This is a genomic window from Buttiauxella sp. BIGb0552 (assembly GCF_004366275.1).
Lineage (GTDB): Bacteria > Pseudomonadota > Gammaproteobacteria > Enterobacterales > Enterobacteriaceae > Buttiauxella > Buttiauxella gaviniae.
This window is the reverse complement of record NZ_SODY01000001.1, coordinates 345,566-368,583: the sequence shown is the minus strand read 5'-3', so window position 1 is coordinate 368,583 and position 23,018 is coordinate 345,566. Positions and strand designations below refer to the sequence as shown.

Here is a 23,018-nt window from a genome sequence, read left to right as displayed (position 1 = left end):
CGCTAGCAGCTTTCTTCTGTGTTAGAAAATATTAGATTTCTGTCCCTAAATTAATCTCTACAACGTGCCGCTGCCCATCATCCATCAGCGGGATAATATTTCCTGGCTGCGATACCCCATCCAGCATGACCTGATATTCGCCGTCACCGCGCTGCGCATTTATCTGATAATCACTCGAACCATGTCGATAAACCATGCTTACATACGGCCAGTCGCGTGGCAGTAATGGGTGAATGGTGATTGAGTCACCATGGCGTTGAATACCCAGCAATGTTTCAATGATTAACCGATACGCCCAACCGGCCGAACCGGTATACCAGCTCCAGCCACCGCGCCCGGTGTGCGGCGCAACGCTATAAATATCTGCCGTCATTACATACGGTTCGACTTTATAACGTTCAATGGCATCCGCAGTGAGTCCGTGATTGATCGGGTTAATCAGCGACCATAGCTGCCAGGCCCGCTCGATATTCCCGCTACGGGCAAATGCCATCACCGCCCATATTGCTCCGTGAGTATATTGCCCACCGTTTTCACGCACACCAGGAAGGTAACCCTGAATGTAGCCGGGGTTAGGCCCGTTTCCGTTAAATGGCGGGGTAAGAAGTTTTATCAGCCCAGCCTCGTTATCCACCAGGCGTGAGTCCAGCGCCTGCATCGCTTGCGCACACCGCTCAGCACTTCCCGCACCGGATAACACCGCCCAACTTTGGGCGATAGCATCTATCTGGCACTCTTTTGCGCTTTGCGACCCCAAAGCTTCTCCACTATCAAAATAGCCCCGGCGATACCACGCCCCATCCCAGGCAGCCGCCTCAAGATTGATTTGCAGTTTTGCGGCTTCTTTACGGCACATTGCGCCAATTTCATCGTCGTGGATTTGTTCGGCAAGCTGCGTAAATTGCTGCAAAACATCATAGAGGAAGAACCCAAGCCAGACGCTCTCGCCCTTGCCTTCCAGCCCGACGAGGTTCATGCCGTCGTTCCAGTCGCCCGCGCCCATCAACGGCAAACCATGTTGACCAAATCGCAATCCGTGACGAATGGCTTTTACGCCGTGTTGCCAGAGCGTCTCTTCAAGCGCGCTGATAACCGGTTGTTCATAGGCCGACTCTTCTCCTGGCTGTAATTCACGACCTTCAAGGTACGCCAGACGATGGTCGAGCAAACCGATGTCGCCGGTGGTTTTAACGTAGTGGCAAATAGACAGCGGCAACCAAAGATAATCATCAGAACAACGGGTGCGAACTCCATTCCCTAATGGTGGATGCCACCAGTGTTGAACATCTCCTTCAACAAACTGACGTGATGCACACAGCAAAATTTGCTCGCGCAGCCGTTCCGGCGCGGCATGGCTCAGAGCCAATGTGTCTTGCAACTGATCGCGGAAACCAAAAGCGCCACCAGACTGGTAGTAACCGCTGCGAGCCATCAGGCGGCAAGCGATGGTCTGGTAAAGCAGCCAGCCATTAGCCAGTAAGTTAACCGCAGGGTCCGGGGTAGAAACGATGATTTTGTCGAGCATGCGATGCCAGTGGCTGTGAACATTCGCCAGCTCACCGCGCGCGGCGTCTTCACTCAGATACTGGTTAATCATTGATTCCGCGTCATGCGGACTCTGCCCGATACCCAGCACAAAAATAAATGTCCGTTGGTCCCCATCAATCATCGTAGTAGCAGACTGAACCGCACCGCATGGGTCGAGCCCCGCGCCCGTTTTATCAGACAAGGTGCGTAGCTTCATGGCTGCCGGGTCGAGCTGTGAACCATTGCGTCCAAGAAATTCCCGACGGTCGCCCGTGACTGAGCAATGCACCCCCGTCACCGCGAAGAATGCCGTTCTCTCCGACCCATTGCTGTTGTAGAAGTTATTTGCCAACACGCCGCAGCCGCGTCCGGTTGTCGACGCTCGAGTCACAACATGCATACCCGATTTACTGCGAGATTCACCCAGCGTCCACTCCACATAACCGGTCACGGATATTTTGCGGGTGCGCCCTGAAGTATTGCTGAGCGTCAGAATGGCGATTTTTACCGGGGCATGTTCTGCCACCAGTATCGTCAACTCCGTATCGATGCCGGTTTCACGGTGTGCAAAAACGCTGTAGCCAAAGCCGTGGCGGGAAAGATAGTGCCCGTTGCCGCGTACCGGCAAGGTAGTTGGTGACCAAACCGCACCGCTTTCTTCGTCACGCAAATAGTACGCTTCACCAGAACGATCGCTAATGGGGTCGTTTTCCCATGGTGTGAGCCGATATTCGTGTGCATTTTCATACCAGGAATACGCCTGGCCCGCTTCTGAAATGACGGTGCCAAAACTGGCGTTCGCCAGCACGTTGGCCCATGGTGCAGGTGTCTGGTCGTTTTCACCCAGCGTAATCTGGTATTCGCGGCCATCTTCCGAAAAGCCGCCGCGTCCGTTGAAAAACACCAGCGCACGGGTATCTGGCTGCCACGGATCGTGTTGATTGGCGGGGATCGCGAGGCGTGGCGTAAAGGCCGGTTGTGCAGGAATTGTTGCCTGCAGGCGCTGGTTAAGCTGTTCTTTCAGGCCGCCTGCCCGGTCATCGAGCACAATTTGCGCCACGCTCAGCAGTAAAAGTCGGTCTTCCGCCGACATATGTTCGCCGTTGCGCACAAAAATGCCGCCGGATTTATCTATCTGGCTGGCTTCAGATCCGGCCATAATCAACTCTATTATCTGATTTTGTAGCTCTTGCTGATAGCCGCCAGGGTTATCGTTAAGGATAACCAGGTCCACGGCCAGCCCTTTCAAACGCCAGTAATGGTGCGCCTGAATCATCGTGGTGATGAGCAAAATACTTTCATCACTGGTGATGTTAAGAATCACAATCGGCAGGTCGCCTGAAATAGACCAACCCCACAGGCCTGACTGCCCGCGACGGTTACGACAAAGCGTTTTGGCATCCGCTCGCAGTTCGGGGCCTGGGAAAAGCACCGCGCTGGCGAGGCGGTTAAAGAGCGTTGCGTCATCTTCGTTGGCATTAATCTGGCGCAATACTATCTGGCTATGTGACCACGCCAGCTCAAATACGCGATCGGCGATCGGGTGGTCGTGATATTTCTCAATCAGCGCCTGGCTGTGCTGGCGACTTCCCGTCACGCCGTAAATAATATCGACGGTAACGGGCAATCCGGGTTGTAAAACGACAGACTGACGAATGGCAAGAATCGGGTCGAGCACAGGCCCAACGCTGTTACTGAGCGCGCCGTTTTGTATCGTTGCAACCGCATTGGACGGGGTTCTTCCCCGGCCGAGGAATTTTGCACGGTCGGTTTCAAATGAGGTGTCGCCAGGGGCCTGACCATGTACCACCATGGTATGAAACATCCACGGGCAAACCTCATCAGGAGCGCGAGGCCTGCGGTGGCAGAGAATGGCGTGCTGATCGGGTAACAGCTCGGTCTGAATAAACAAATTGCTGAATGCCGGATGGGCCACATCGCTCTCATTCGGCGCCAACACTACTTCTGCGTAAGTCGTCAGCTCAATGGTGCGCGCTTGCCGCCCTCGATGCAGTAGCGTGACACGTCGCAGCTCAATATCGTCTTCAGGTGAGACAACAATCTGCGTTTTAACACTGACCGTTCCCGCCAGCAATTTATACTCGGCTCCCGCGTCGGTAAATATCACATCGTACTGGCTGACCGGCTCACCAAGTGGCTGCCAGGTATTGCTCCACACTTCATTGGTGACAGGGTCACTGATATAGCAAAATGCACCCCAGTTATCGCAGGTTGCATCGCTGCGCCAGCGGGTTAACGCCAGATCTTTCCAGCGACTGTATCCGCCACCAGACTGGCTGACCATTAGGTGATAATCAGCATTCGACAGCAATTGAACTTCAGGGATCAGGCTGTCTACGTCAGTAAACTCACGCGTTTCATACTGAACCGGTTGCAGAACCCCTTCGTGAGATTCGAAATGGCGACGCGGGCTGTACAACTCGACCGCATCAGGAACCCGTTCTTGTAGTAACAAACGAGCCGACTGGAATGACGGGCTGGTCATAAATCGGTCGACCATAGGTGCACCCAACAACACGTGGGAAAGTGCCTGGAACGCCATACCCTGGTGGTGAGCCATCCATGAACGAACCACGGCATACATCTGGCCACTGGCGAGGCGCGAAGGCGTGTAGTCCAGCGCTTCATAGAAACCATACTCCCCACGAGCACCATTTTTCTCGAGCTTCAGCAGGTTCTCGCAGGCTTTATGTGGCGAAACCGTCAGTGCCATCATGGTGGCATACGGGGCGATGACCATGTCATCTGCAAGTCCCCGTCGCAAACCAAGGCCCGGCACACCGAAAGCGTGGTACTGGTAATTTTGCAGCGCGTCAAAGGAATAATAACCCGACTCTGAAATCCCCCACGGCACGCCCCGCTCTTTACCCCAGTCAATCTGGCGTTTGACCGCCGACTGGCTCATCTCTTCCAGCAAACTTCCCGGATAAGTCGGCATCACCAGGTTCGGCATTAAATATTCGAACATTGATCCACTCCACGACATCAGCGCCGTTTCGTTATCAATGGTGGTAAACAGCCGCCCTAACGCAAACCAGCTTTTCAGCGGCAACTGGTTAGTGGCAATCGCCAGGAAACTGGTAAGACGAATTTCCGAAGGCAACAAATCGTAATGGCTGTTATCGAGCTTGTTATTGTCGCAGTTATAACCCACGCTGAGCAGGCTGGTGACCTCGTTATATAGAAAGACAAAGTCCATGCGCGCGTGCTCAGTCAGGCGCTGTTCCAGCTCGGTAATAATATCCAGACGTGTACGTGCCTGGCGGATCACCGATTCTGAAGGGCTGCCTTCGCCGGTATGTTTGGCCTGCGCCAGCCAGGAAAGCGTTGGTAGCGTTTCACCCTGCCAGTTGGCAGGAAGCCAACTGAGAAAATGCGTCCATTCATGGCAGATAAGTACTAACTGACGCTGGAGATGATCCACCCAACGGCGGATGCGCCCCTCTTCATGATTGCAAAGTGCGTGAAGGCGATTACTTTGCGCACGCATGTTTTTCAATTCAGGAAATAGTAACGCCGGATGGAGTGTTGCAGCGGTTTTGCAGTGATTGCGAAGTTGGCGCAGTGATGTTGGGGCATGTTGCCCCCAGGCTTTCTCGAGGATTTGTAATGTGTCATCGAGGCCCGTCAGCAATTGCTTAGTGTTCAGTATTGGCCGGTTACGCAGCCCTGTTAGCCCAGCGCTGAGGGTGAGTAAATGTCCGGCCATATTGCCGCTGTCGACACTTGAGACATAGCGCGGATTCAGCGGTACCAGGGTACGCGTGTCGTACCAGTTGTATAAATGGCCGCGGTAATGCTCCATTTTATCCAGCGTGTCGAGCGTCAACGTGATGCGTTGCAGCATTTCACCCTGCGGAATATAACCAAAGTCCCACGCCGTCAGGTTAGCCATCAGCGACAAGCCAATATTTGTTGGCGATGTGCGATGTGCGATCACCGGCTGGGGAATTTCCTGGTAATTATCCGGCGGGAGCCAGTTTTCTTTCTCCGTAGCGAACGTTTCAAAAAAGGCCCAAATCTCGCGACTACTTTGGCGTAGCAGGCTTTTGTTTTCAGCATTAAACGTGATGGACGCCCGGGCAGGTTCACGGCTCAGCCAGCTTAATAATAATGGAGCGAGACACCACAGCATGCCGACTGGTAGCGCAACAAAAAGCATCATCGGGGCCAGGAATGCCGCGAGCGCAATCAGTACCAAACCGGCAACAACATTGAGCCACATTGCGCGATAAAAACGCATTGGCGACGCTTTTGCGCTCTCAGTGCTCTGGTCGAAGCTGGCCCACTGGTTGAGATTGTGATGGCTGATACCGAGGCGCCATATCGTCACCGCAATGGAATGCAGCGAATAACCGGCCTCATGAGGCAATGTGATAAACCCGAGGCCAATGCGCATCAGGCGTTTAAGGCCGCCCGATGACACCAGAATCAGATGCTGCAAGAATGGCCGCCGAGCGGGCTTATTGAGAATATCCTGGGCGATAACCAGCACCGTAGGAAGTAGCAATACCGCGGCCAATACGCATATCCAGTAAAATGGGTTCGGAACCAGTAAAAGGGTACAAAACACCAGCACCAGAAATGACGGCGCGACCAGGCTACGACGCAAGTTATCCAGCAGTTTCCAGCGAGAAAGCATAGTTAGCGGGTTTTTGCCACGCGTACCATCCGCTTTTCTGGGGTTGAGTTTAAGCCAGTTCAGCAGTTGCCAGTCGCCGCGTATCCAACGGGTACGCCTTGCCACATCGGTAAGGTAATTATTGGGGTACTGTTCATAAAGCAGCACTTCACTGAGCAAACCCGAACGGGCATAGCACCCTTCCAGTAAATCATGACTCAGCACCAGGTTTTCCGGGCAGGTATTGCGTGTGGCTTGCGTAAAAGTATCTATATCGTAAATACCTTTGCCGACGAACGAGCCTTCACCAAACAGGTCCTGATAAATATCCGATGACATCATCGAATATGGATCGTTACCCGGCACGTTACTGCACATAGCCGCATAGCGCCCCTGCCCGTTACGCGGGATCTCTTCAGCAAGCCCAGGCTGCAAAATACCGTACCCTTTGACGACGCGCTGTTTTACCGGATCGTAGACCGGATGATTAAGCGGGTGCGCCATAGTTGCGACCAGCTTATGGGCAGTATCGCGCGGCAGGACTGTATCGCTATCCAGAGTGATGACATATTTCACCCCCGCAGGCGGGCTAATTACATTGCTGTGGACTTCGGAAAACTGTTCTGCAGGTTTGCGTAACCAACTATTGAGCATCGACAATTTGCCGCGTTTACGCTCATAACCCATCCACACGTTTTGCTGTTCATTCCACTGCGCCGTGCGGTGAAGCAGGAAGAAAAGCGGCTGGGAAACGGAAGCATAGCGGCGGTTCAGATTCTGCATTTGCGCTTCAGCCCAGTGCAGAAGCTCGGCGTTTTCCGGCGAGTTTTCATCTGGGGAATCTGCAAAATCCGTCAGCAAAGCAAAGTACAGATTAGCCGTATTGTTACCGAGGTAACACACTTCCAGACTATTAAGCAGCTTGTCTATCCCCGTGCGGCTGGTAAGCAAACAAGGGATAACAACCATGGTGCAAAACTCGGCCGGAATACCAGTCGAGAAATCCATACGTGGCAGCGGGAGCGGCGAACGAAAGCGAGTCGTCGCCTCACTGAGTAAATTGATCGCTAACTGACTAACCAGCACTACCAACGGCAGCGCAAGAAGCGCCAACGGCCAGTTCATACCTTGTTCGTGTGTATGAGATAAAACGTCGGCGGTAAGTGCGGTGGTCAACAGGGCCAGGCTACCGAGCCATGAAAGCAGCGGAATTTGATTAAAGCTGTGGCGCAGTCGAACGACCCAAGACGTATTGGCCCCAAGCTGATGCTCCAGTTTCGAGCGCCCTTCCCCAATAAGATAATAACCAACATGGTTACCATCTGACTGTGCCATCTCCAGAATGTGACGCGCGACTTCTGGTTCACTGTGGTGGCTGTGCCGGGCTAAGATCTCAATAATGTGCCGATAGTGGTCGCGAGTATCAAAATGCATAGCCGGGTAAATACCACCGGGATCCTGGCGCAATGTCTGTTCGACCAGGCTCATGGCTTCGGCAAAGTCTGCCCAGTTGGTTTCGCTTAGCAGACGCAAACCGGCAATGCTGTTACTAACCGATAGCTGGCTGGCAGCAAGTTGCTGGTTGAAGCGGTGAATCAGGTAATCGGTGGTGACGCCTGTTTCAGCAAGGCGCTGTTCAACCCAGGTCAGCGGCAAAGAAAGCATATTCCCCCGCCCCTGCAAGCGGCGAACTAGCTCAGCCACAAAGGCACTGCTCAATGGCGGGCGCGAACGAGCCATATCCGCAATCACCATAATCAAATCTGCTGGCGTGTTCTCGGCACATTCAAAAATACGCGTAACCCAGACATCGGCCAGGTTTCGTTCTTCTTGCGCGTCAGCGACTTCGATACTGACCCGGCGTAAATTCTCGATAAGCGCCAGGCGCAACATTCCCGGCAGTGCCCAAAGCTCTCCGAGTGTTAGCGGCGTGACCTGTTGGTATGCTGCAATGTAGCTTGTCAGACTGGCGGCATCCCAACGGCCATCGGCGTGGGCAATGGCTTCGGAGGCAATGTCATAAATACGCGGGCAATTATGTGGTGCGGCTAACGGCGGCAAACCCTTGCCAAAATTCTTGGGTAAGTGATGGCGAACCACACGAATTTGTTCTTCGATAAGATAGTAATTATCCAGCAGCCATTCGCCAGCGGGCGTAATCCCTGACTTTTCTCCCGCATTGAGCAGGTAACAGTTACGGGTAATGATGGCTTCATTATCTTCCAGGCGCTTGAGTAAGTAGTAAGGCAACTTGGTGGTCGATAATTTATGGGAACGCGCCAACTTCTGGCCATACCGTTCCATTTGGGCCGCAGAAAATAGCTCAGCTTTGATAGGACTTTCATTCGCAGGCTCAGTGCCCAACCAATCAGGGGTTTTTGGATGCAATTCCAGTGAGTTACTCGCGGTAAACCACTGTTTAAGGTTTAATTTCATGAATTTGCTCATCAGGCGATGTGAACGCACAGGAGCAGTTGTTCAATCAGATCAGAAACGTTCTCTCAGGATGGGGTGTCAGGCATCAGGGATTTAACAGCTGCAAGAGTCTTCTATAAAGTATAGGTTAAATTTTGTTCGTTTTTCTTGCGTGAGTTTTCATATGCCTGTGAAAAGCATTGCGAGTAAGCCTGGAGCTATAATGCGATTTGCCTTTCAATGAAGGGGGTTCATCCTAGCACGCCCATGAGTAAATAACGCACAGTTATCGGGCGGCGAACTGAAAGCCTGCTGGCTTTCAGTTGAGGAAACCAACCGAGTTCATCAGGATAAAAGTCGCTTCTTTTCGAGTGTATTGATTAATCTGGGGCACAAGACGTTTGAAATGTTCGCTGGCGCAGTGTGCATCCAGAGCCGAGCGGTCAGGCCACTCCTCTATAAAGATAAAATGCCCAGGATCTTTCTCATCAATATATAAGTCATAGGCAATACACAGCGGCTCCTTTTTTGTGGCTTCAACTAGCGCGAGATAAAGTGGCAGCACTATTTCTATAGCCTCTGGTTTTATAAAATCTTCGGCAATCACTTTTAACATTTATACCCACCGGGAAAGTTGAACTGTTCATAAATACTCCTGGGCTTTATGCTAACAAAAACCTCGACAAGTAGTTATTAATGCATGTGTTTTTCAGGGTTAATTATGCCTTTTATCATTATCACCATGATGGAGAATAATATATGTGTCCACATCCCATCCGGCAGGTCATTGAGTCATGCGATAGCGCAATTTCCGCAAAAGACTTCGATTCTCTTATGCAACATTATGCGGAAGATGCAGCCCTTGTGGTAAAGCCAGGTATGGTTGTTAAAGGCAAAAACAACATCCGTAAAGCGTTTATCGCTATAGCTGATTATTTCCAGGGCGAACTGGTAGTTGAACAGGGAGAAATGCAGGTTATTGAAGGTGCGGGAAATGCTCTGGTTATTATGGAAACGTTGCTTCATTTCCTTGATGAGCAAGGCGACAGTGTTGAAACAACGCGACGTGCAACCTACGTTTTTCGCCAGGAACCCGACGGGCGCTGGCTATGCACCATTGATAATTCTTACGGCACTTCTCTTCTGGATAGCGACGCCTGAATATGATTAAAGAGGGGGTGTTTTTATCCCACCAAATTGGTTGAATAAGAAGATTTATTTGGAGCGTCAGCGGGAATAGAACGACTAACACAACAATATGAAAATAAAAGTATTTCTAATTTATAAGTTGTTTTATACCCCCAACCATACCCCCAAAGCATGGATGCTTTAAATTCGACCAATTTCTAATATTGATAAATCAGCAGATAGCAAGATGATAATAAAATGCATACGCAAAAGTAGCGATGCCGTTGCACCTGACTAGTTACGATTAAGTATACCGAGCGCGCGCCTGGCTCTCATGATACCGATAGTTGTAAGGTATGGTGTTTGTTCCTGCCACGTAAAACCCTTACGATCTGAACGTATCAGTTTATAGCGTTTCACCAGGAAATTCACCGAGTCAGCCAATGTTGTTCCCGCCTCGATATGTTCCTGAATGACCGCGTCCTCATGGAATGGCGTGTCGTTAAGTGTCAGGCCGTAATGCTGCTCCAGCAGATACGTTAACAGTTGTTGCCACACCTAGACGGGCGACAGGGGTGACGAAACCGGCACCGTGGCCGGTACAGTTGATATTTGCATATGTTGAGTCTCTTAAATATAGGAACGGAAGATTTGATGGCTTACAAAGCTGAGATGATGCTGAGGATCAGTCTTTAACCTGATTTGTGGGATAAATTGCTATATACACATACCCATAACTGCCCAGCGTATCGGCTTCACAGGTCAACCCGTTACGGTAGAGCGTGACGCAGTGCGCGTACAGGGGATTCAGCTCGTCAGAGAGCAGCATCAACTCCAGATCTGCGACAAAATGCGGGAAGGCTTCATCCAGCTGTAGGGTCTGCACCTCACTGAATGAGCCCGTGAATCCTGCCCGGTCAGCCAGAAAATGCAGGCGATGACCTTCCTGCACCAGTCGGGCTCCGAAACACGGAGTGATATCTCGTCTAAGACCCCAAGTTTGCGTTGAGTCGTTGTTCATAATTTTATTCCTGTTAAAGAAGACCATGTTCCGCAAAGGAGAATATCTGCCTGCAACCGACAATCAGGTGGTCAGGTACCCGGATTTCCACCAGCATCAGCGCCTGTACCAGTCGTTGGGTAATGGCCTTGTCTGCCTGACTTGGATTCACCTCCCCGGATGGGTGGTTATGGGCGAATATCACTGCCGCCGCGTTAAAGTACAGGGCGCGTTTTACCACCTCACGGGGATGGACTTCAGTGTGACTGAGGGTGCCGGTGAAGAGCGTTTCGTGGGCAAGCAACTGGTTCTGGTTATTAAGGTACAGCACGATAAATTCCTCGCGCTCAAGGGTTCCCATCTTCAGCCTGAGCCAGTCGCGAGCGGCCTGTGTGGAGGTGAATGCAACGCCTGGTTCGCGCAGGTGATGGTCTAGCAGATTCAGGGCACGTTTAATGCTGCGCTGTGCCAGTAAAGGTAGTTCCGGCGTAAACAAAGTCAGTTGTTTCTCCATAGCAAAACTCCTTAATCGATGATGGCGAGAATGGCGTGGGATTCGGGATGGCTAAGGGCGTAATCCCTCAGTCGGTAGTAATGCTCTGTCATGGCATCGCACTCCGTGCGACAGGCATGGTGGCTGTATTCAATCAGACACACCGCAATGCCTGCCGCCTCAGCGCTCATTTCCGTACTGTTGCCATTCATGTTGTTGAACAGCATCCATTTTTCATCACTATCAGCTTCGGGTGCCATAAAAGCGCCACCGTTACTGAGGGTGTAAAACTGCCAGATACCGCAGCTGTAGTCTTCACAGAAGCGGTCCATCCAGCCAAAGATACGGGTCACCATGCTTAATCAACAGGCACGTACACAGTCGGCTACAGCTAACAAAACGGGTCTCTCGTTTCTACTCATTCTCAGCGCCCTGATGGCTGTTACCTCTTTATCAACCGACATCTATCTTCCTGCTATGCCGGTCATGGCGAAAGATTTAAAGGGTGATGCAGAGCTGACAATCACAGGATTCCTTATCGGCTTTTGCATTGCACAACTGATTTGGGGACCGATTAGCGATCGTTATGGGCGTCGACTTCCATTATTCATCGGTTTAGGCCTGTTCATCATCGGCTCGGTGGGCTGCGCATTATCAACAGATATCGTGCAAATTATCTTCTGGCGTGTTTTTCAGGCGTTAGGTGCCTGTACCGGGCCGATGTTGGCTCGAGCAATGATCCGTGACCTGTTTAGCCGCACTCGTGCAGCACAAATGCTTTCGACACTGATGATAATCATGGCCATCGCGCCGATTGCCGGGCCCCTGATCGGCGGGCAGATGATTAAAGTCACCTCGTGGCACGCCATTTTCTGGCTGCTGGCGATTATCGGAACATTAATGCTGATGTCTTTATTCTGGTTAGCGGAGACATTACCTCCTGAAAAACGCTCGCAAGCCTCCGTGACCAGAGCCTTTCACAACTACTATGCTTTGCTAACCAATGCCAAATACATGCGTTTTACGCTATGCCTGACGTTCTATTACGTTGCAGCCTATGCCTTTATCACGGGCTCTCCGTTTGTGTACATCACGTACTTCGGCGTAGATCCGCAGCACTACGGTTGGCTGTTTGCAGTAAACATTGTGGGATTAATGGCAGTGAGCATGGTCAACAGACGCCTGGTTCACCGCTATCCACTGGAAGCGTTACTCAGGAATGCTGTATTCATCGCCACTATTGCGGCAATAGTGCTGGCGGTCACGACCGGCCTGGGTGTCGGTGGAATTACCGTGATTGTCGGCGCTGTGTTCGTGTTCTTCTCTATGAATGGCATCATCGCTGCGACATCCACGGCTTGCGCACTTGACGCCGTTCCTAATGTTGCAGGCTCGGCGTCGGCGCTAATGGGCGCGTTACAATACGGTAGTGGCATCATCTCTTCACTGCTTCTCGCCCTATTCAGTGATGGCACACCATGGACGATGGGCTGGATAATTGCGGTGTTTACGGCAGCCAGCGCCTTGATGGCATTGACTGCTCAGGTAACAAACAACTATCCCCTGCCCGAATGATTTTATGAATTTCATTCATAGTGGCTATTAACCAGGCGTAATTATCTTTCATCCCGACTCCGTTAATCTGAACGATAAATTCTGGATAAGTCGATACCCACCGGGGTATCGACAGATGCGGATTAAATATTCTTATCGAAGAAGACATCCAGCTTTTGCATTGCCTGGTCTACGTATTTAGGTACCCAATACGTCTCGATATGGGTAGCGCCCTCGATCAGAAACAGTTCTTTGTCCTTCGTACCGGTGGCTTTCGCGAACGCATCTTCAGTCATATAGAGCGTATCCGCTTTTGTACCGGCAATCATCAGCAGCGGTTTATTGATGAGATTGATATGGTCCGTTACGTCAAAGCTCATCAAATCCAGCAGACTGCTGGTGGTGTATTTGAACGTGGAGTTCAGGTGCGCGTGGGTTTTCCAGTAGTACTCGTAGCCCTGTCGATACAAGGCAAAAGGTAATTTAGCAATCTGTTCATCAGTCAGGTTGGCATCGCCGGAGTAAAGCACTTCTCCTCCGGTGGCTTCCTGAGCACGTGCGTCAGAAGCCTGCTGAAGACGCTGCTGGATAGTATCCAGCTGTGAATCCTGCATACCATTGCGGCGCACAAGGCCTGAATTAAACATGCTGATGGTTGCTATCGATTTGAACCGCTTGTCAGTTTCGGCCGCAACGAGTGAATAACCGCCGCCACCGCAAATGCCCAGCAGACCGAGGCGGGAAGTATCAACCCCCGGATACTGGCTGATGTAGTCCGCCATGCCGTGGACATCCTCTATACGGTTAGCCGGTTTATCCACGTTGCGAGGCATACCACCGCTAGCGCCTTGATAAGCTGCATCGGCGGTAATCGTGATGTACCCATGCTCGGCAAGGCGCTGCGCATACAACCCGGCGACCTGCTCTTTTACGCCACCATTAGGATGTGCAACCACCACGGCAGGGTATTTTTTGGCGGGATCATAGTTAGCAGGGGTATAGACATTCGCAGCAATCTGGACGCCATGCAGATCGTATTTCACTGGGTGAATGTTGACCTTGCCTATGACGTTCTCGGTGATGGCACCGTCATAGGCCAGTGTGAATGGATTTTTTTTGTAATCAGCCGCATTGACTGAGGTCACTCCAGCCATTGCCGTGAGTAGCATTGCACTGATAAGCGTGAATTTCATGATCTCTCCCGATGAGTGCCAGCCTGTTTATGAAGGCTCGCGGAATCAAATTTGCAGGCTCAGATTAGGCGGAGAGGGCTGTCAGCATCGTGACAGGGAAATAACATTTTTGTCAGGAAAGGGACTGGGATGGTTAGTGTTTCTGACAACGCTGTCAGGTAACTGTCAGCTTTATGTTGGCAATCAGGAGGCAGAATGGTCTCATTTAATGTGATTCATATTCAATTTTCTGAGAAAAGGAGCGAGCAATGAAAAGCCAGAATGACCCAACAATGCCAGCGCGACGCAAGCTATTAGTCGCCGGGGCGGGTATTGCCGCCGCCTCGCTGATCCCCCACGTCTCGGCGGCGAGCCCATCCTCTCAGGTCGATTCATCCAGACAAACCAGCCAGCGCCCTGCTGCTCCGGGCAAGCGTAAACTCGGGAAGCTGGAAGTCTCAGCTATCGGTCTGGGCGTGCAGAACATGAGTCGTAAATACGACACGTCTGTTCCCTGGCGTCCCGAGATGATCAATGTTATCCACCGGGCATTTGATGAAGGGGTGACGTTTTTCGACGCAGCTGAAGCCTACGGCCCCTTTGAAGTCGAAAAAATTCTCGGGGAAAGCGTCGCCCCATTCAGGGACAAAATCGTTATTGCCACTAAGTTTGGCTGGAACATTGACCAGCATACAGGTAAGCGACTGCTGGGTCTTAACAGCAGACCAGAGCATATCAGACAGGTCGTCGAAAACATGCTCAAACGCCTGCGCACCGATCGCATCGACTTACTGTATCAACACCGGGTTGATCCGCAGATCCCAATCGAAGATGTCGCCGGTGTGGTGAAAGATTTAATGGATCAAGGGAAAGTCCTGCACTGGGGCCTGTCTGAAATGGGCATCAACACGTTGAGACGCGCCCATGCGGCCTTACCCGTTACCGCCGTACAAAGTGAATATTCCACGCTCTGGCGCGGCCCTGAAAAGCAGGTACTTCCGGTGTGTGAAGAGCTGGGCATTGGCTTTGTGCCATGGAGTCCACTCGGCGTACAGTTTTTAACGGGCTGGATTGATGAGAATACCCGGTTCGCTGCCGGTGATATACGTGCTATAGAAACGCGATTTTCACCCGACAATCTCCCGCACAACTTACAACTCGTTGAGCTGCTGAAAACCTGGGCGATAAGAAAAAATGCCGCACCGGGACAGATTGCGCTGGCATGGCTCCTGGCGCGTAAACCCTGGATTGTTCCCATCCCTGGCACCACCAATAAAGACCATATGCTGCAAAACACAGCGGCTACCGGCGTATCGCTGACTTCCGCTGAGATGACCGAGCTCACCCGCTCACTGGATGCCATCACTATCCAGGGTCAACGTCTGCCGGATGCCGTGCAGGTTTATTCCGATGTTGAAGCACCGATGAAAAGTTAAAAGGAAGTCCCGTTATGCGCCTGTTGTTAGTCGAAGATGAAGAAAAAACGTCAACGTATCTCAACCGTGCGTTGAGTGAGTCCGGATTTACGGTAGATGTCTCTGCAGATGGTGCTGAAGGTCTTCATTACGCGTTGGAGTTCGACTACGACGCGATAATACTGGATGTAATGCTACCGGGGATGGATGGCTACCGGGTACTTGAGGGTGTGCGAGCAGCTAAACAGACGCCGGTACTGATGCTCTCGGCTCGCGGCTCGGTCGACGAGCGTGTTAAAGGGCTACGTCTTGGCGCGGATGATTATCTGCCCAAGCCCTTTTCGCTTATTGAACTGGTGGCGCGTATTCAGGCACTGGTGCGCCGCCGTGCTACGGATGGCGCAGACATCACCCAACTGCAAATTCACGATCTGCATCTCGACTTACTGGCTCGCCGCGTATTTCGCGCCGGAACGAGACTGGAACTGACCGCAAAAGAGTTTTCCCTGTTAAGCCTTCTGGCCCGGCATCAGGGAGAGATCCTGTCAAAGATGATGATTGCTGAGCAGATATGGGACATGAATTTTGACAGCGATGCCAACGTGGTTGAGGTGGCCATTAAACGACTTCGAGCCAAAGTGGATGCCCCGTTCGATATCAAACTACTGCATACCGTTCGTGGCATGGGTTATGTCCTCGAAGTACGGTCCGAATAAATGAAGGGGATAAGCATGCCTAAGCGTTCCATCTCCGTTCATCTGGCGCTGATGTTTGCCTTATCCGCGCTGCTGATTGTATCCGTTATCGGCATCCTGCTAAGAAGCTCCTTACATGACTCTTTGCAAAAGCAGATGCACAACGAACTGCTGTTCCGGGAATCATTAATGAGTCCGTGGATCACCGCCCGAACCTCGGCTGACGGCTGGTCTACGCTGGCCAATAAATTCACTGTGTTAACCAATTCTGAAGGTGAACGCGTTCGCTACTGGATAGTGAGCGATAACCCACGCTTTAGCATAGGGGGAACACCACCAGTGGGTGTTCAGTGGTCTTCTTTACAGGAAGGCTTTAATAAAGTGCCAGGTACATCAGAAGGTGCATGCTCGCTGTTTCTGTTAGTGAAAACCATCCCCGCCAACGGTGAAAGGCCTGAGCTGCGCTATGTGGTTGCCATCGACTCCACGCCGTACATGGGCACACTCGATGCGTTCACGCGTACATTGCTGATCATTACCGCTCTGGGCGTCGTGATTGTCGCCTTGCTGGGATACGTCGTTTCAAGGATCGGTCTTCGTCCCGTTGGGGCGCTCAGTAAACAGGCCCGGCAACTCGCTCCCGGGGACCATGGTCAGCGCCTGAATATCCGCGATTTGCCCGAAGAGTTGCAGCAACTGGCGTCATCCTTTAACGGCGTGTTAGAGCGTCAGGAAATCGCCTGGAGGCAGCTCGAAAGCTTTAATGCCGATGTTGCGCATGAACTCCGGACTCCGCTGACTAATCTGATCGGCCAGACTCAGCTGGGGCTCTCGCGCCGACGTTCTCAAGATGAACTGGAAGAGTTACTGGGTTCTAACCTGGAAGAACTTGAACGCATGACCTCGATAGTTAACGACATGCTGTTCCTGTCCCATGCCCATGCGGGTGAACATGCGTCCCAGCTTACCCAGATGTCCCTGCGGGAAGAAACCCTGAAAACAGCGGAGTATGTGGAACCCTCTTTTGCTGAAAAACAGCTCTCTCTGGATGTTCAGGGCGACGTTACCGCGCACATCGACCGACGACTCTTCCACCGCTCACTGGCCAATTTACTGGAAAATAGCGCAAGACACTCACCCTCCAACAGCACGGTTACGGTGCGCTTAAGCGAAAGAAACAATCAAGCCTGTGTTGAAGTTTCAAACCCGGGCGATCCGATAGCACCAGAGCACTTACACCGGCTTTTCGAGCGGTTCTATCGCGTTGACACCTCCCGGGCCAGGAGTGATACCCATCATGGGCTGGGCCTGTCTATCGTGCGTGCCGTCGCCATTATGCACCGGGGAGATGTCTTTGCGCGAAGTGAAGGTGGCATCAATACATTTGGTCTCACCTTTGCGATGCAAGCGGATAAAGCTGAGGGCAATGCTCACTCCGACACTGAGCCGGGACCAGGGTTAACTGACAGAATTGTCAGGGGGGCGTCAGCCTGACGTCATCACCCCCTCGATAAAATCATCGCAGGCAATCCCCTCTTCATTGATAAGGACGCTTTGCATGATCGGACATTTTCGTTACCTCGGGCTGTTACTGCCCCTCTTCACATTTTCATCCTGGGCAGCGGAGCAAAATCCCGCTGTCCATATCGCCCCCGCCGGAAGCCAGAATGCGGTGTACGGGCCAGCCGAGAACTTTACCGGTCGCGTCCGGGTTGATCCTCTCTTCAAACCGGATAACGACATCAGTGTTTCCGGGGCTTATGTCACTTTTGAGCCTGGTGCTCATTCCGCCTGGCATACGCATCCGGCAGGTCAGCGGCTGATTGTGACCTCTGGTGTGGGGCTCACCCAACAAGAAGGCCAGCCGGTGCAGGTTATCCGCGCCGGTGACGTTGTCTCTTGCCCGGCGGGCGTCAAACACTGGCACGGAGCGGCACCCGGCAGCGCAATGACGCATCTGGCGATAACCGGGATTGTGGATGGCAAAAGCGTTAACTGGATGGAGAAAGTGACAGATGAACAATACCACGCCCATTAAAGCATTAGCGGCAGCGGTACTGCTGACCTTTGGTTTTGGTCTCGCGGCACATGCTGCGCCCGTCAATAAAGGAGCCTCAGAAATGAACCACGAAAAAAAGGTTTCAGATACCCTGTCAGCCAGCCGACAGGCCATCCCGTTGATTGCGGCATCAATGGCCAGCAGTCAGATGGACAAGCTGAATGCCGCCCTGAATCAGGGACTTGACGCAGGACTCACGATAAACGAAACCAAAGAGATTCTCGTCCAGCTTTATGCCTACACAGGCTTTCCCCGTAGCCTGAATGCACTTAGCGAACTGATGAAGGTCGTCGAAGCACGTAAACAACGTGGTATCAAAGACGTTGAGGGTAAAGAACCGGTTGCCCCAATCCCTGTCGGAGATGAGCTTCGCCGTGTCGGTACCGCAAACCAGACGAAAATCTCAGGCGCTCCCGTACAGGGACCGCTATTTGATTTTACCCCGGTGATTAACCAGTTCCTGCAAACGCACCTTTTCGGTGACATTTTCGCCCGTGATAACCTCGACTGGCAAAGCCGCGAGCTGGCAACGGTTGGCGCATTAGCAGCCACGCCGGGCGTCGAATCACAACTGCTGTCGCATACGCGAGCAAGCATGCGGGTCGGCCTGACGGCGTCGCAGCTGCGCCAGCTGGCACAGGTTCTGCGTGAACATGGCGAAAGTGATGCAGCAACGCGAGCTGAAAAGGCGCTGCAGCAGGCGCTCGCAAACAATTAGGAGTGGATTATGGAGCATGATCCCAAACGCAGAATGTTAATCACCGCACTTGCCGGGCTGACGCTGGCGAACGTTTCTTTTGCATCAGCTGCGACCGGAACCGCAAACGTGCAGGGTAAAAGCCGTGTTCTGGTGGCGTACTTTTCCCGCAGCGGAAATACACGGGTGATTGCGGGCGTCATTCACCGCAGCCTGAATACCGATCTGTTTGACATCGAACCGGCTACGCCTTATCCAGAAGACTATTTTCAGACCGTTGAACAGGCGAAAAATGAGCGTGAGCGGGGAGTAAAACCCGCATTGAAAAATAGCGTCGCAGATATCTCACGCTACGAGACCCTGTATTTAGGCTTTCCCATCTGGGGAACCAGCGTGCCGCCCGTAGTGCAAACGTTTCTCAGCAGCCACAACCTTGCGGGCAAATTACTCATCCCCTTTATTACTCACGGTGGCTACGGTAAAGGAGACAGCGACGACATCCTTGCCAGTCTCGCGCCAACTGCGCACCGGGAAAAACCGCTGGTTCTTGAATGCGACCAGGAGCGAAGAACAACTGAAACGGTCACCCGTTGGTTAGAAACAATACGCAGTTAATCGTCCGCATTCATGAGTCTGCCAAATAAGGGCAATCAGGGGTGCTAAATAATTAACGCTGACAACTCAGATATGATTGAACAGCAAACATAACAGAGGATGTAATCTTGAAGACGATCTTAAAAACGCTGGCCATTTGCATGATGGCGGGTGGTCTGGTGGCTCAGTCGGTATATGCCGAGCCGCTGGTCATTCAGGAACAGGGAAGCTTTTCTGCTGGTGGCACTATCATCACCGCACCAGGAACATTTGACGCGAAAAAGCCGCTGGACTCAGCTGGCCAAACCTACCATGGCGATCATGCATCTGTGTTCTACCAAATTCCTGAGAATCCGCATAAATACCCTATCGTCATGCTGCACGGCGCAGGTCAGTTCTCCCGTACCTGGGAAAGCACCCCGGATGGTCGCGAAGGTTTCCAGAACATATTCCTGCGTCGCGGTTTCTCAACCTATCTTGTCGATCAGCCACGTCGAGGAAGCGCCGGGCGCACGACTGTAGAAGGTACTGTTTCGCCAAAACCCGATGAGCAGATGTGGTTTAATCAGTTCCGCGTTGGCGTATGGCCAGAGTATTTTAAAGGCGTTCAGTTCTCTCACGACAAAGAAGCGCTGAATCAGTATTTCCGTCAGATGACCCCGAATACCGGGCCGTTTGATATCAATGTCATCTCTGATGCGATGTCCGCCGTCGTGGATAAATCCGGCCCGGCTATCCTCTTCACCCACTCTCAGGGTGGCGGACCAGGCTGGTACACGGCGATGAAAAACGACAAGGTTAAAGCCATTGTCGCCTTCGAGCCTGGCAGCAGCTTTGTCTTCCCCGAAAAAGAACTCCCTGCCCCTATGCCAAGCGCGTTCGACACGCTGAAGGGTGAGCCTGTGCCAATGGCGCAATTTATGGCACTGACCAAAATCCCGATTCTGATTATTTACGGTGATAACATACCGGATAAACCTGTCGCCATGCCCGCGCAGGACAGCTGGCGGGTACGTCTGGCGATGGCTCGTGAGTGGCGCGACGTGGTGAACAAGCATGGCGGGGATGTGACGGTAACGCATCTGCCAGAAGTGGGAATCAAAGGGAATACTCACTTCCCGTTCTCTGATTTAAATAATGTGCAGATTGCTGATTTAGTAGGTCAGTTTTTGAAAGAGAAAAATCTGCAGTAGGACGAAATAGTATTGAGCTTTCATTATTGAGGGCTCAATACAAACATCAATTTTTTTCAAAAAAAATGGGAACGTGACGGTCTGCTTTGAGCGAACAGCGGACGCTGTTACTTCCGCTACAAGCTATACGTGTACTGTTTCTGGCAAGTACGCTGTTTCATTTATTATTCATCAATCGTGAATACTAAATGCAAAATAAATCCACATACAATCATAATCATCCTCATTACAATTTGCCTATGTTGATTGATGAGGTACAAGAATGACCAACGTTTTGATTCTGGGAGCCGCCGGTTCTCTCGCTCGCGTAGCAACCCAATATTTACTGGATAACAGTGAAGCCCGACTGACACTCTATTTACGGCGGGCCGAACGATTGAAAAACCATGCTCCTTCAAGGGTAAATATAATTGAAGGGGATGTGCTCGATTCTCGTTGCCTTGAAGGCGCGATGGTTGGACAGGATATCGTTTATGCCAATCTGGCAGGTAACATGCAGGAACAAGCCGTAAGCGTTGTAAAAGCGATGAAAGCGACCGCCGTCAAACGATTGATTTTTATTAGCTCAATGGGTATTTACGACGAAGTGCCGGGTGAAAAGTACGGAAATATTCTTGCCCCGTACCGTGAATCAGCGGAGGTTGTGGAATATTCTGGACTGGATTACACACTGATTCGCCCCGGCTGGTTTACCAATAGCAGCGATGTGGATTATACGCTCACTCATAAAGGTGACCCATTTCAGGGCACGAGTGTATCTCGGCTAAGTATCTCTGATTTAATTAACCGCATGGTGATGACCCCTGATTTGTATTTACATGAGAGCCTGGGGATTTCCCGCATCAAATAATTCAAATTGGGAAGATCTTCGCGCAAACCATAATCAATATCAATCTCTGAACAGCTCTTTTAGAATTTCCGTTAATAAATCAAAGACAAGACGGACTCTCGCAGGAAGTAAAGGCTGGTGCGGACGGAAAATATATAGCTTCCAGGGTTGATAATTTAATTCGGGAAAAATATTGACCAGCTCTCCCCGTTGTAAAAATGGCCTGACTAAAATATCGGGTAACTGGCTGTAAGTTCTGCCAGCCAATGCTGCGGATAATTCACTCCGAATGTCTGCAGCAATAAACGACGGCTGGACCGGAAAAAAGCTGCTGCCATCCGCAAATTGCCAGGGCCAGACGCGGCCAGAATTACTGTTATTTAGCGCACTGAGGGGGTGATTAAATTGCAGTTCACGCAGAGATTCTGGCATCCCGCCTCGCTCTATTAAATCTGGTGTAGCAACAATATTCACACCAACAGGACGTATTGTTTTTACTATAAAACGATTATCCGGGACGGCGCCAATTCTGATCCCAATATCTATTTGCTCATCGATAATATTGAGATGTACATCGCTCGGTAACCATTCGATATTGAGTTGCGGATAATTCATCAGATGCCGAAACAAACGCCGTAAAATATCCTGGTTTTCAAAAAGTGGCGGAAGAGTGATGCGCACGCTGCCGGACATGTCTTCGAGCCTGTGATTTTGGTGTGCAGTAAACAGAGCCTCACTTTCCGACAGTAACAACTCTGCTTTTGGCCAAAACCTTTGACCAAAAGGAGTTAATCTCATTTGTCGGGTATTGCGCAAAAACAACATTTCACCGAGCTGTTTTTCAAGTTCAGAAATAGCCCGGGTAACAAGTTGCGGGGCGACCCCTAAACGCACCGCCGTTTCTCTGAACTTCAGTGTCTCTGCGGCAGTGCAAAAAATTTTTAATGCTTCAAGTTTGTCCAGCATAGAAGTGGCCATGATAGTGGGGAGTGAGTCGTCATATTATGTTTAAAAAATGAATTCTGAAAGCACATTTAATTCATATACCGATGATAATAATGGGAGGATAATCAATTCTATTAGAACAGCGAATCAAGTCCCCTTACCCCGGCATACATGTTAGTCACTGTAGATTTATTAAGGAATCAAGTATGGAAAACCAAGAGATCGCTCACCGTCTGGCACTTAGAGAATTAGTTGATACATTTTCTAACCTGGCTGATGAGAAAAATGTTGCGGCACAAATGGCTCTATTTACACCTAATGCACATATCAATGTTGTGATGGAGGGTAAGGAGGTTTTTGATTTAAACGGCCATCAACAAATCCTTGAAGCCTTCAGCGGTTATCTGGCGCAGTTTTCGGTGGTTTATCATCTCAATGGTCAGCAAACACTAGAGATTGATGGGGATAGCGCCAAAGGTATTGCATATTGTCAGGTTGTGTTAATCAAAGAAGAAAATGGGCAGCGCATAAAACAAACAAGTGGTGTCCGATATCAAGACCGTTATGTTTTCAACAATGGTAAATGGCTAATTTCTGAAAGATTGTCTGACTTTATGTGGACTGATATTCAACCAATATAATTTAAAAAAATGTATAAAA

At 51.1% G+C, this 23,018-nt stretch carries 18 protein-coding genes and 1 pseudogene; 11 read left to right on the top strand and 8 right to left on the bottom strand.

Annotation, left to right across the window (positions count from 1 at the left end):
- Positions 1 to 31: 31 nt before the first annotated feature.
- Both EDF88_RS01760 and EDF88_RS01755 read right to left on the bottom strand, forming a co-directional pair.
- Positions 32 to 8,473 carry a glucoamylase family protein gene (locus EDF88_RS01760; protein ID WP_243839582.1) on the bottom strand — a complete coding sequence of 2,814 codons (8,442 nt, stop codon included), beginning with the start codon at positions 8,471 to 8,473 and terminating at the stop codon, positions 32 to 34.
- Between the two features lie 430 nt (positions 8,474 to 8,903).
- A complete protein-coding gene (locus tag EDF88_RS01755; protein ID WP_064519167.1) occupies positions 8,904 to 9,200 on the bottom strand; it encodes a putative quinol monooxygenase in 297 nt (98 codons plus the stop codon).
- A gap of 143 nt (positions 9,201 to 9,343) precedes the next feature.
- Here EDF88_RS01755 and EDF88_RS01750 point away from each other — a divergent pair, with 143 nt between their 5' ends.
- The gene (locus tag EDF88_RS01750; RefSeq protein WP_064519173.1) at positions 9,344 to 9,745 is read left to right on the top strand and encodes an SgcJ/EcaC family oxidoreductase; all 402 of its coding nucleotides are present in this window, start codon (positions 9,344 to 9,346) and stop codon (positions 9,743 to 9,745) included.
- Positions 9,746 to 10,006: 261 nt separating this feature from the next.
- Here EDF88_RS01750 and EDF88_RS01745 read toward each other — a convergent pair whose 3' ends face one another.
- From EDF88_RS01745 to EDF88_RS01730, 4 genes and pseudogenes are all read right to left on the bottom strand, one after another.
- Positions 10,007 to 10,270, bottom strand: coding sequence for a TA system toxin CbtA family protein (locus tag EDF88_RS01745; protein WP_243839566.1), 264 nt, complete (start codon positions 10,268 to 10,270; stop codon positions 10,007 to 10,009).
- 127 nt (positions 10,271 to 10,397) lie between these two features.
- Positions 10,398 to 10,733 carry a type IV toxin-antitoxin system YeeU family antitoxin gene (locus EDF88_RS01740; protein ID WP_134182469.1) on the bottom strand — a complete coding sequence of 112 codons (336 nt, stop codon included), beginning with the start codon at positions 10,731 to 10,733 and terminating at the stop codon, positions 10,398 to 10,400.
- A gap of 13 nt (positions 10,734 to 10,746) precedes the next feature.
- Positions 10,747 to 11,226: a DNA repair protein RadC gene (gene radC, locus EDF88_RS01735; protein ID WP_134182467.1), complete on the bottom strand. Its 480-nt coding sequence runs from the start codon at positions 11,224 to 11,226 to the stop codon at positions 10,747 to 10,749.
- Between the two features lie 11 nt (positions 11,227 to 11,237).
- A pseudogene (locus tag EDF88_RS01730) lies at positions 11,238 to 11,564 on the bottom strand (antirestriction protein); the annotation flags it as partial.
- Between EDF88_RS01730 and EDF88_RS01725 the strand changes: the two are divergent.
- Positions 11,560 to 12,780: a multidrug effflux MFS transporter gene (locus tag EDF88_RS01725; protein WP_134182465.1), complete on the top strand. Its 1,221-nt coding sequence runs from the start codon at positions 11,560 to 11,562 to the stop codon at positions 12,778 to 12,780. The pseudogene EDF88_RS01730 and the gene EDF88_RS01725 overlap by 5 nt on opposite strands.
- Before the next feature lie 122 nt (positions 12,781 to 12,902).
- Here the strand turns inward: EDF88_RS01725 and EDF88_RS01720 are convergent, their stop codons facing one another.
- Positions 12,903 to 13,952, bottom strand: coding sequence for an alpha/beta hydrolase (locus EDF88_RS01720; RefSeq protein ID WP_134182463.1), 1,050 nt, complete (start codon positions 13,950 to 13,952; stop codon positions 12,903 to 12,905).
- 248 nt (positions 13,953 to 14,200) lie between these two features.
- On the opposite strand from EDF88_RS01720, the gene EDF88_RS01715 reads away from it, so the two are divergent.
- The 8 genes from EDF88_RS01715 to EDF88_RS01680 all read left to right on the top strand — a co-directional run bounded on the left by EDF88_RS01715 (position 14,201) and on the right by EDF88_RS01680 (position 21,434).
- The gene (locus EDF88_RS01715; RefSeq protein ID WP_208326116.1) at positions 14,201 to 15,367 is read left to right on the top strand and encodes an aldo/keto reductase; all 1,167 of its coding nucleotides are present in this window, start codon (positions 14,201 to 14,203) and stop codon (positions 15,365 to 15,367) included.
- Between the two features lie 14 nt (positions 15,368 to 15,381).
- On the top strand, positions 15,382 to 16,062 hold the full coding sequence (locus tag EDF88_RS01710; RefSeq protein WP_012606387.1) for a heavy metal response regulator transcription factor: 681 nt from the start codon (positions 15,382 to 15,384) through the stop codon (positions 16,060 to 16,062).
- Between the two features lie 15 nt (positions 16,063 to 16,077).
- Positions 16,078 to 17,535 carry a heavy metal sensor histidine kinase gene (locus tag EDF88_RS01705; protein ID WP_134182461.1) on the top strand — a complete coding sequence of 486 codons (1,458 nt, stop codon included), beginning with the start codon at positions 16,078 to 16,080 and terminating at the stop codon, positions 17,533 to 17,535.
- A gap of 64 nt (positions 17,536 to 17,599) precedes the next feature.
- Positions 17,600 to 18,079 (top strand): cupin domain-containing protein, encoded by a 480-nt coding sequence (locus EDF88_RS01700; protein WP_012606389.1) that lies wholly within the window; start codon positions 17,600 to 17,602, stop codon positions 18,077 to 18,079.
- Positions 18,057 to 18,818, top strand: a complete 762-nt coding sequence (locus EDF88_RS01695) for a carboxymuconolactone decarboxylase family protein (RefSeq protein ID WP_134182459.1) — start codon at positions 18,057 to 18,059, stop codon at positions 18,816 to 18,818. The genes EDF88_RS01700 and EDF88_RS01695 overlap by 23 nt, the downstream gene beginning before the upstream one ends.
- A 9-nt stretch (positions 18,819 to 18,827) precedes the next feature.
- Complete coding sequence (locus EDF88_RS01690) at positions 18,828 to 19,412, top strand: flavodoxin (protein ID WP_134182457.1); 585 nt, start codon at positions 18,828 to 18,830, stop codon at positions 19,410 to 19,412.
- 107 nt (positions 19,413 to 19,519) lie between these two features.
- Positions 19,520 to 20,584, top strand: a complete 1,065-nt coding sequence (locus tag EDF88_RS01685; protein WP_134182455.1) for an alpha/beta fold hydrolase — start codon at positions 19,520 to 19,522, stop codon at positions 20,582 to 20,584.
- Positions 20,585 to 20,846: 262 nt separating this feature from the next.
- Positions 20,847 to 21,434, top strand: coding sequence for an NAD(P)H-binding protein (locus EDF88_RS01680; protein WP_064519238.1), 588 nt, complete (start codon positions 20,847 to 20,849; stop codon positions 21,432 to 21,434).
- A gap of 39 nt (positions 21,435 to 21,473) precedes the next feature.
- Here the strand turns inward: EDF88_RS01680 and EDF88_RS01675 are convergent, their stop codons facing one another.
- The gene (locus tag EDF88_RS01675) at positions 21,474 to 22,379 is read right to left on the bottom strand and encodes a LysR family transcriptional regulator (protein ID WP_134182453.1); all 906 of its coding nucleotides are present in this window, start codon (positions 22,377 to 22,379) and stop codon (positions 21,474 to 21,476) included.
- Between the two features lie 185 nt (positions 22,380 to 22,564).
- On the opposite strand from EDF88_RS01675, the gene EDF88_RS01670 reads away from it, so the two are divergent.
- Positions 22,565 to 22,999: a nuclear transport factor 2 family protein gene (locus EDF88_RS01670; RefSeq protein WP_134182451.1), complete on the top strand. Its 435-nt coding sequence runs from the start codon at positions 22,565 to 22,567 to the stop codon at positions 22,997 to 22,999.
- Positions 23,000 to 23,018 lie beyond the last annotated feature (19 nt).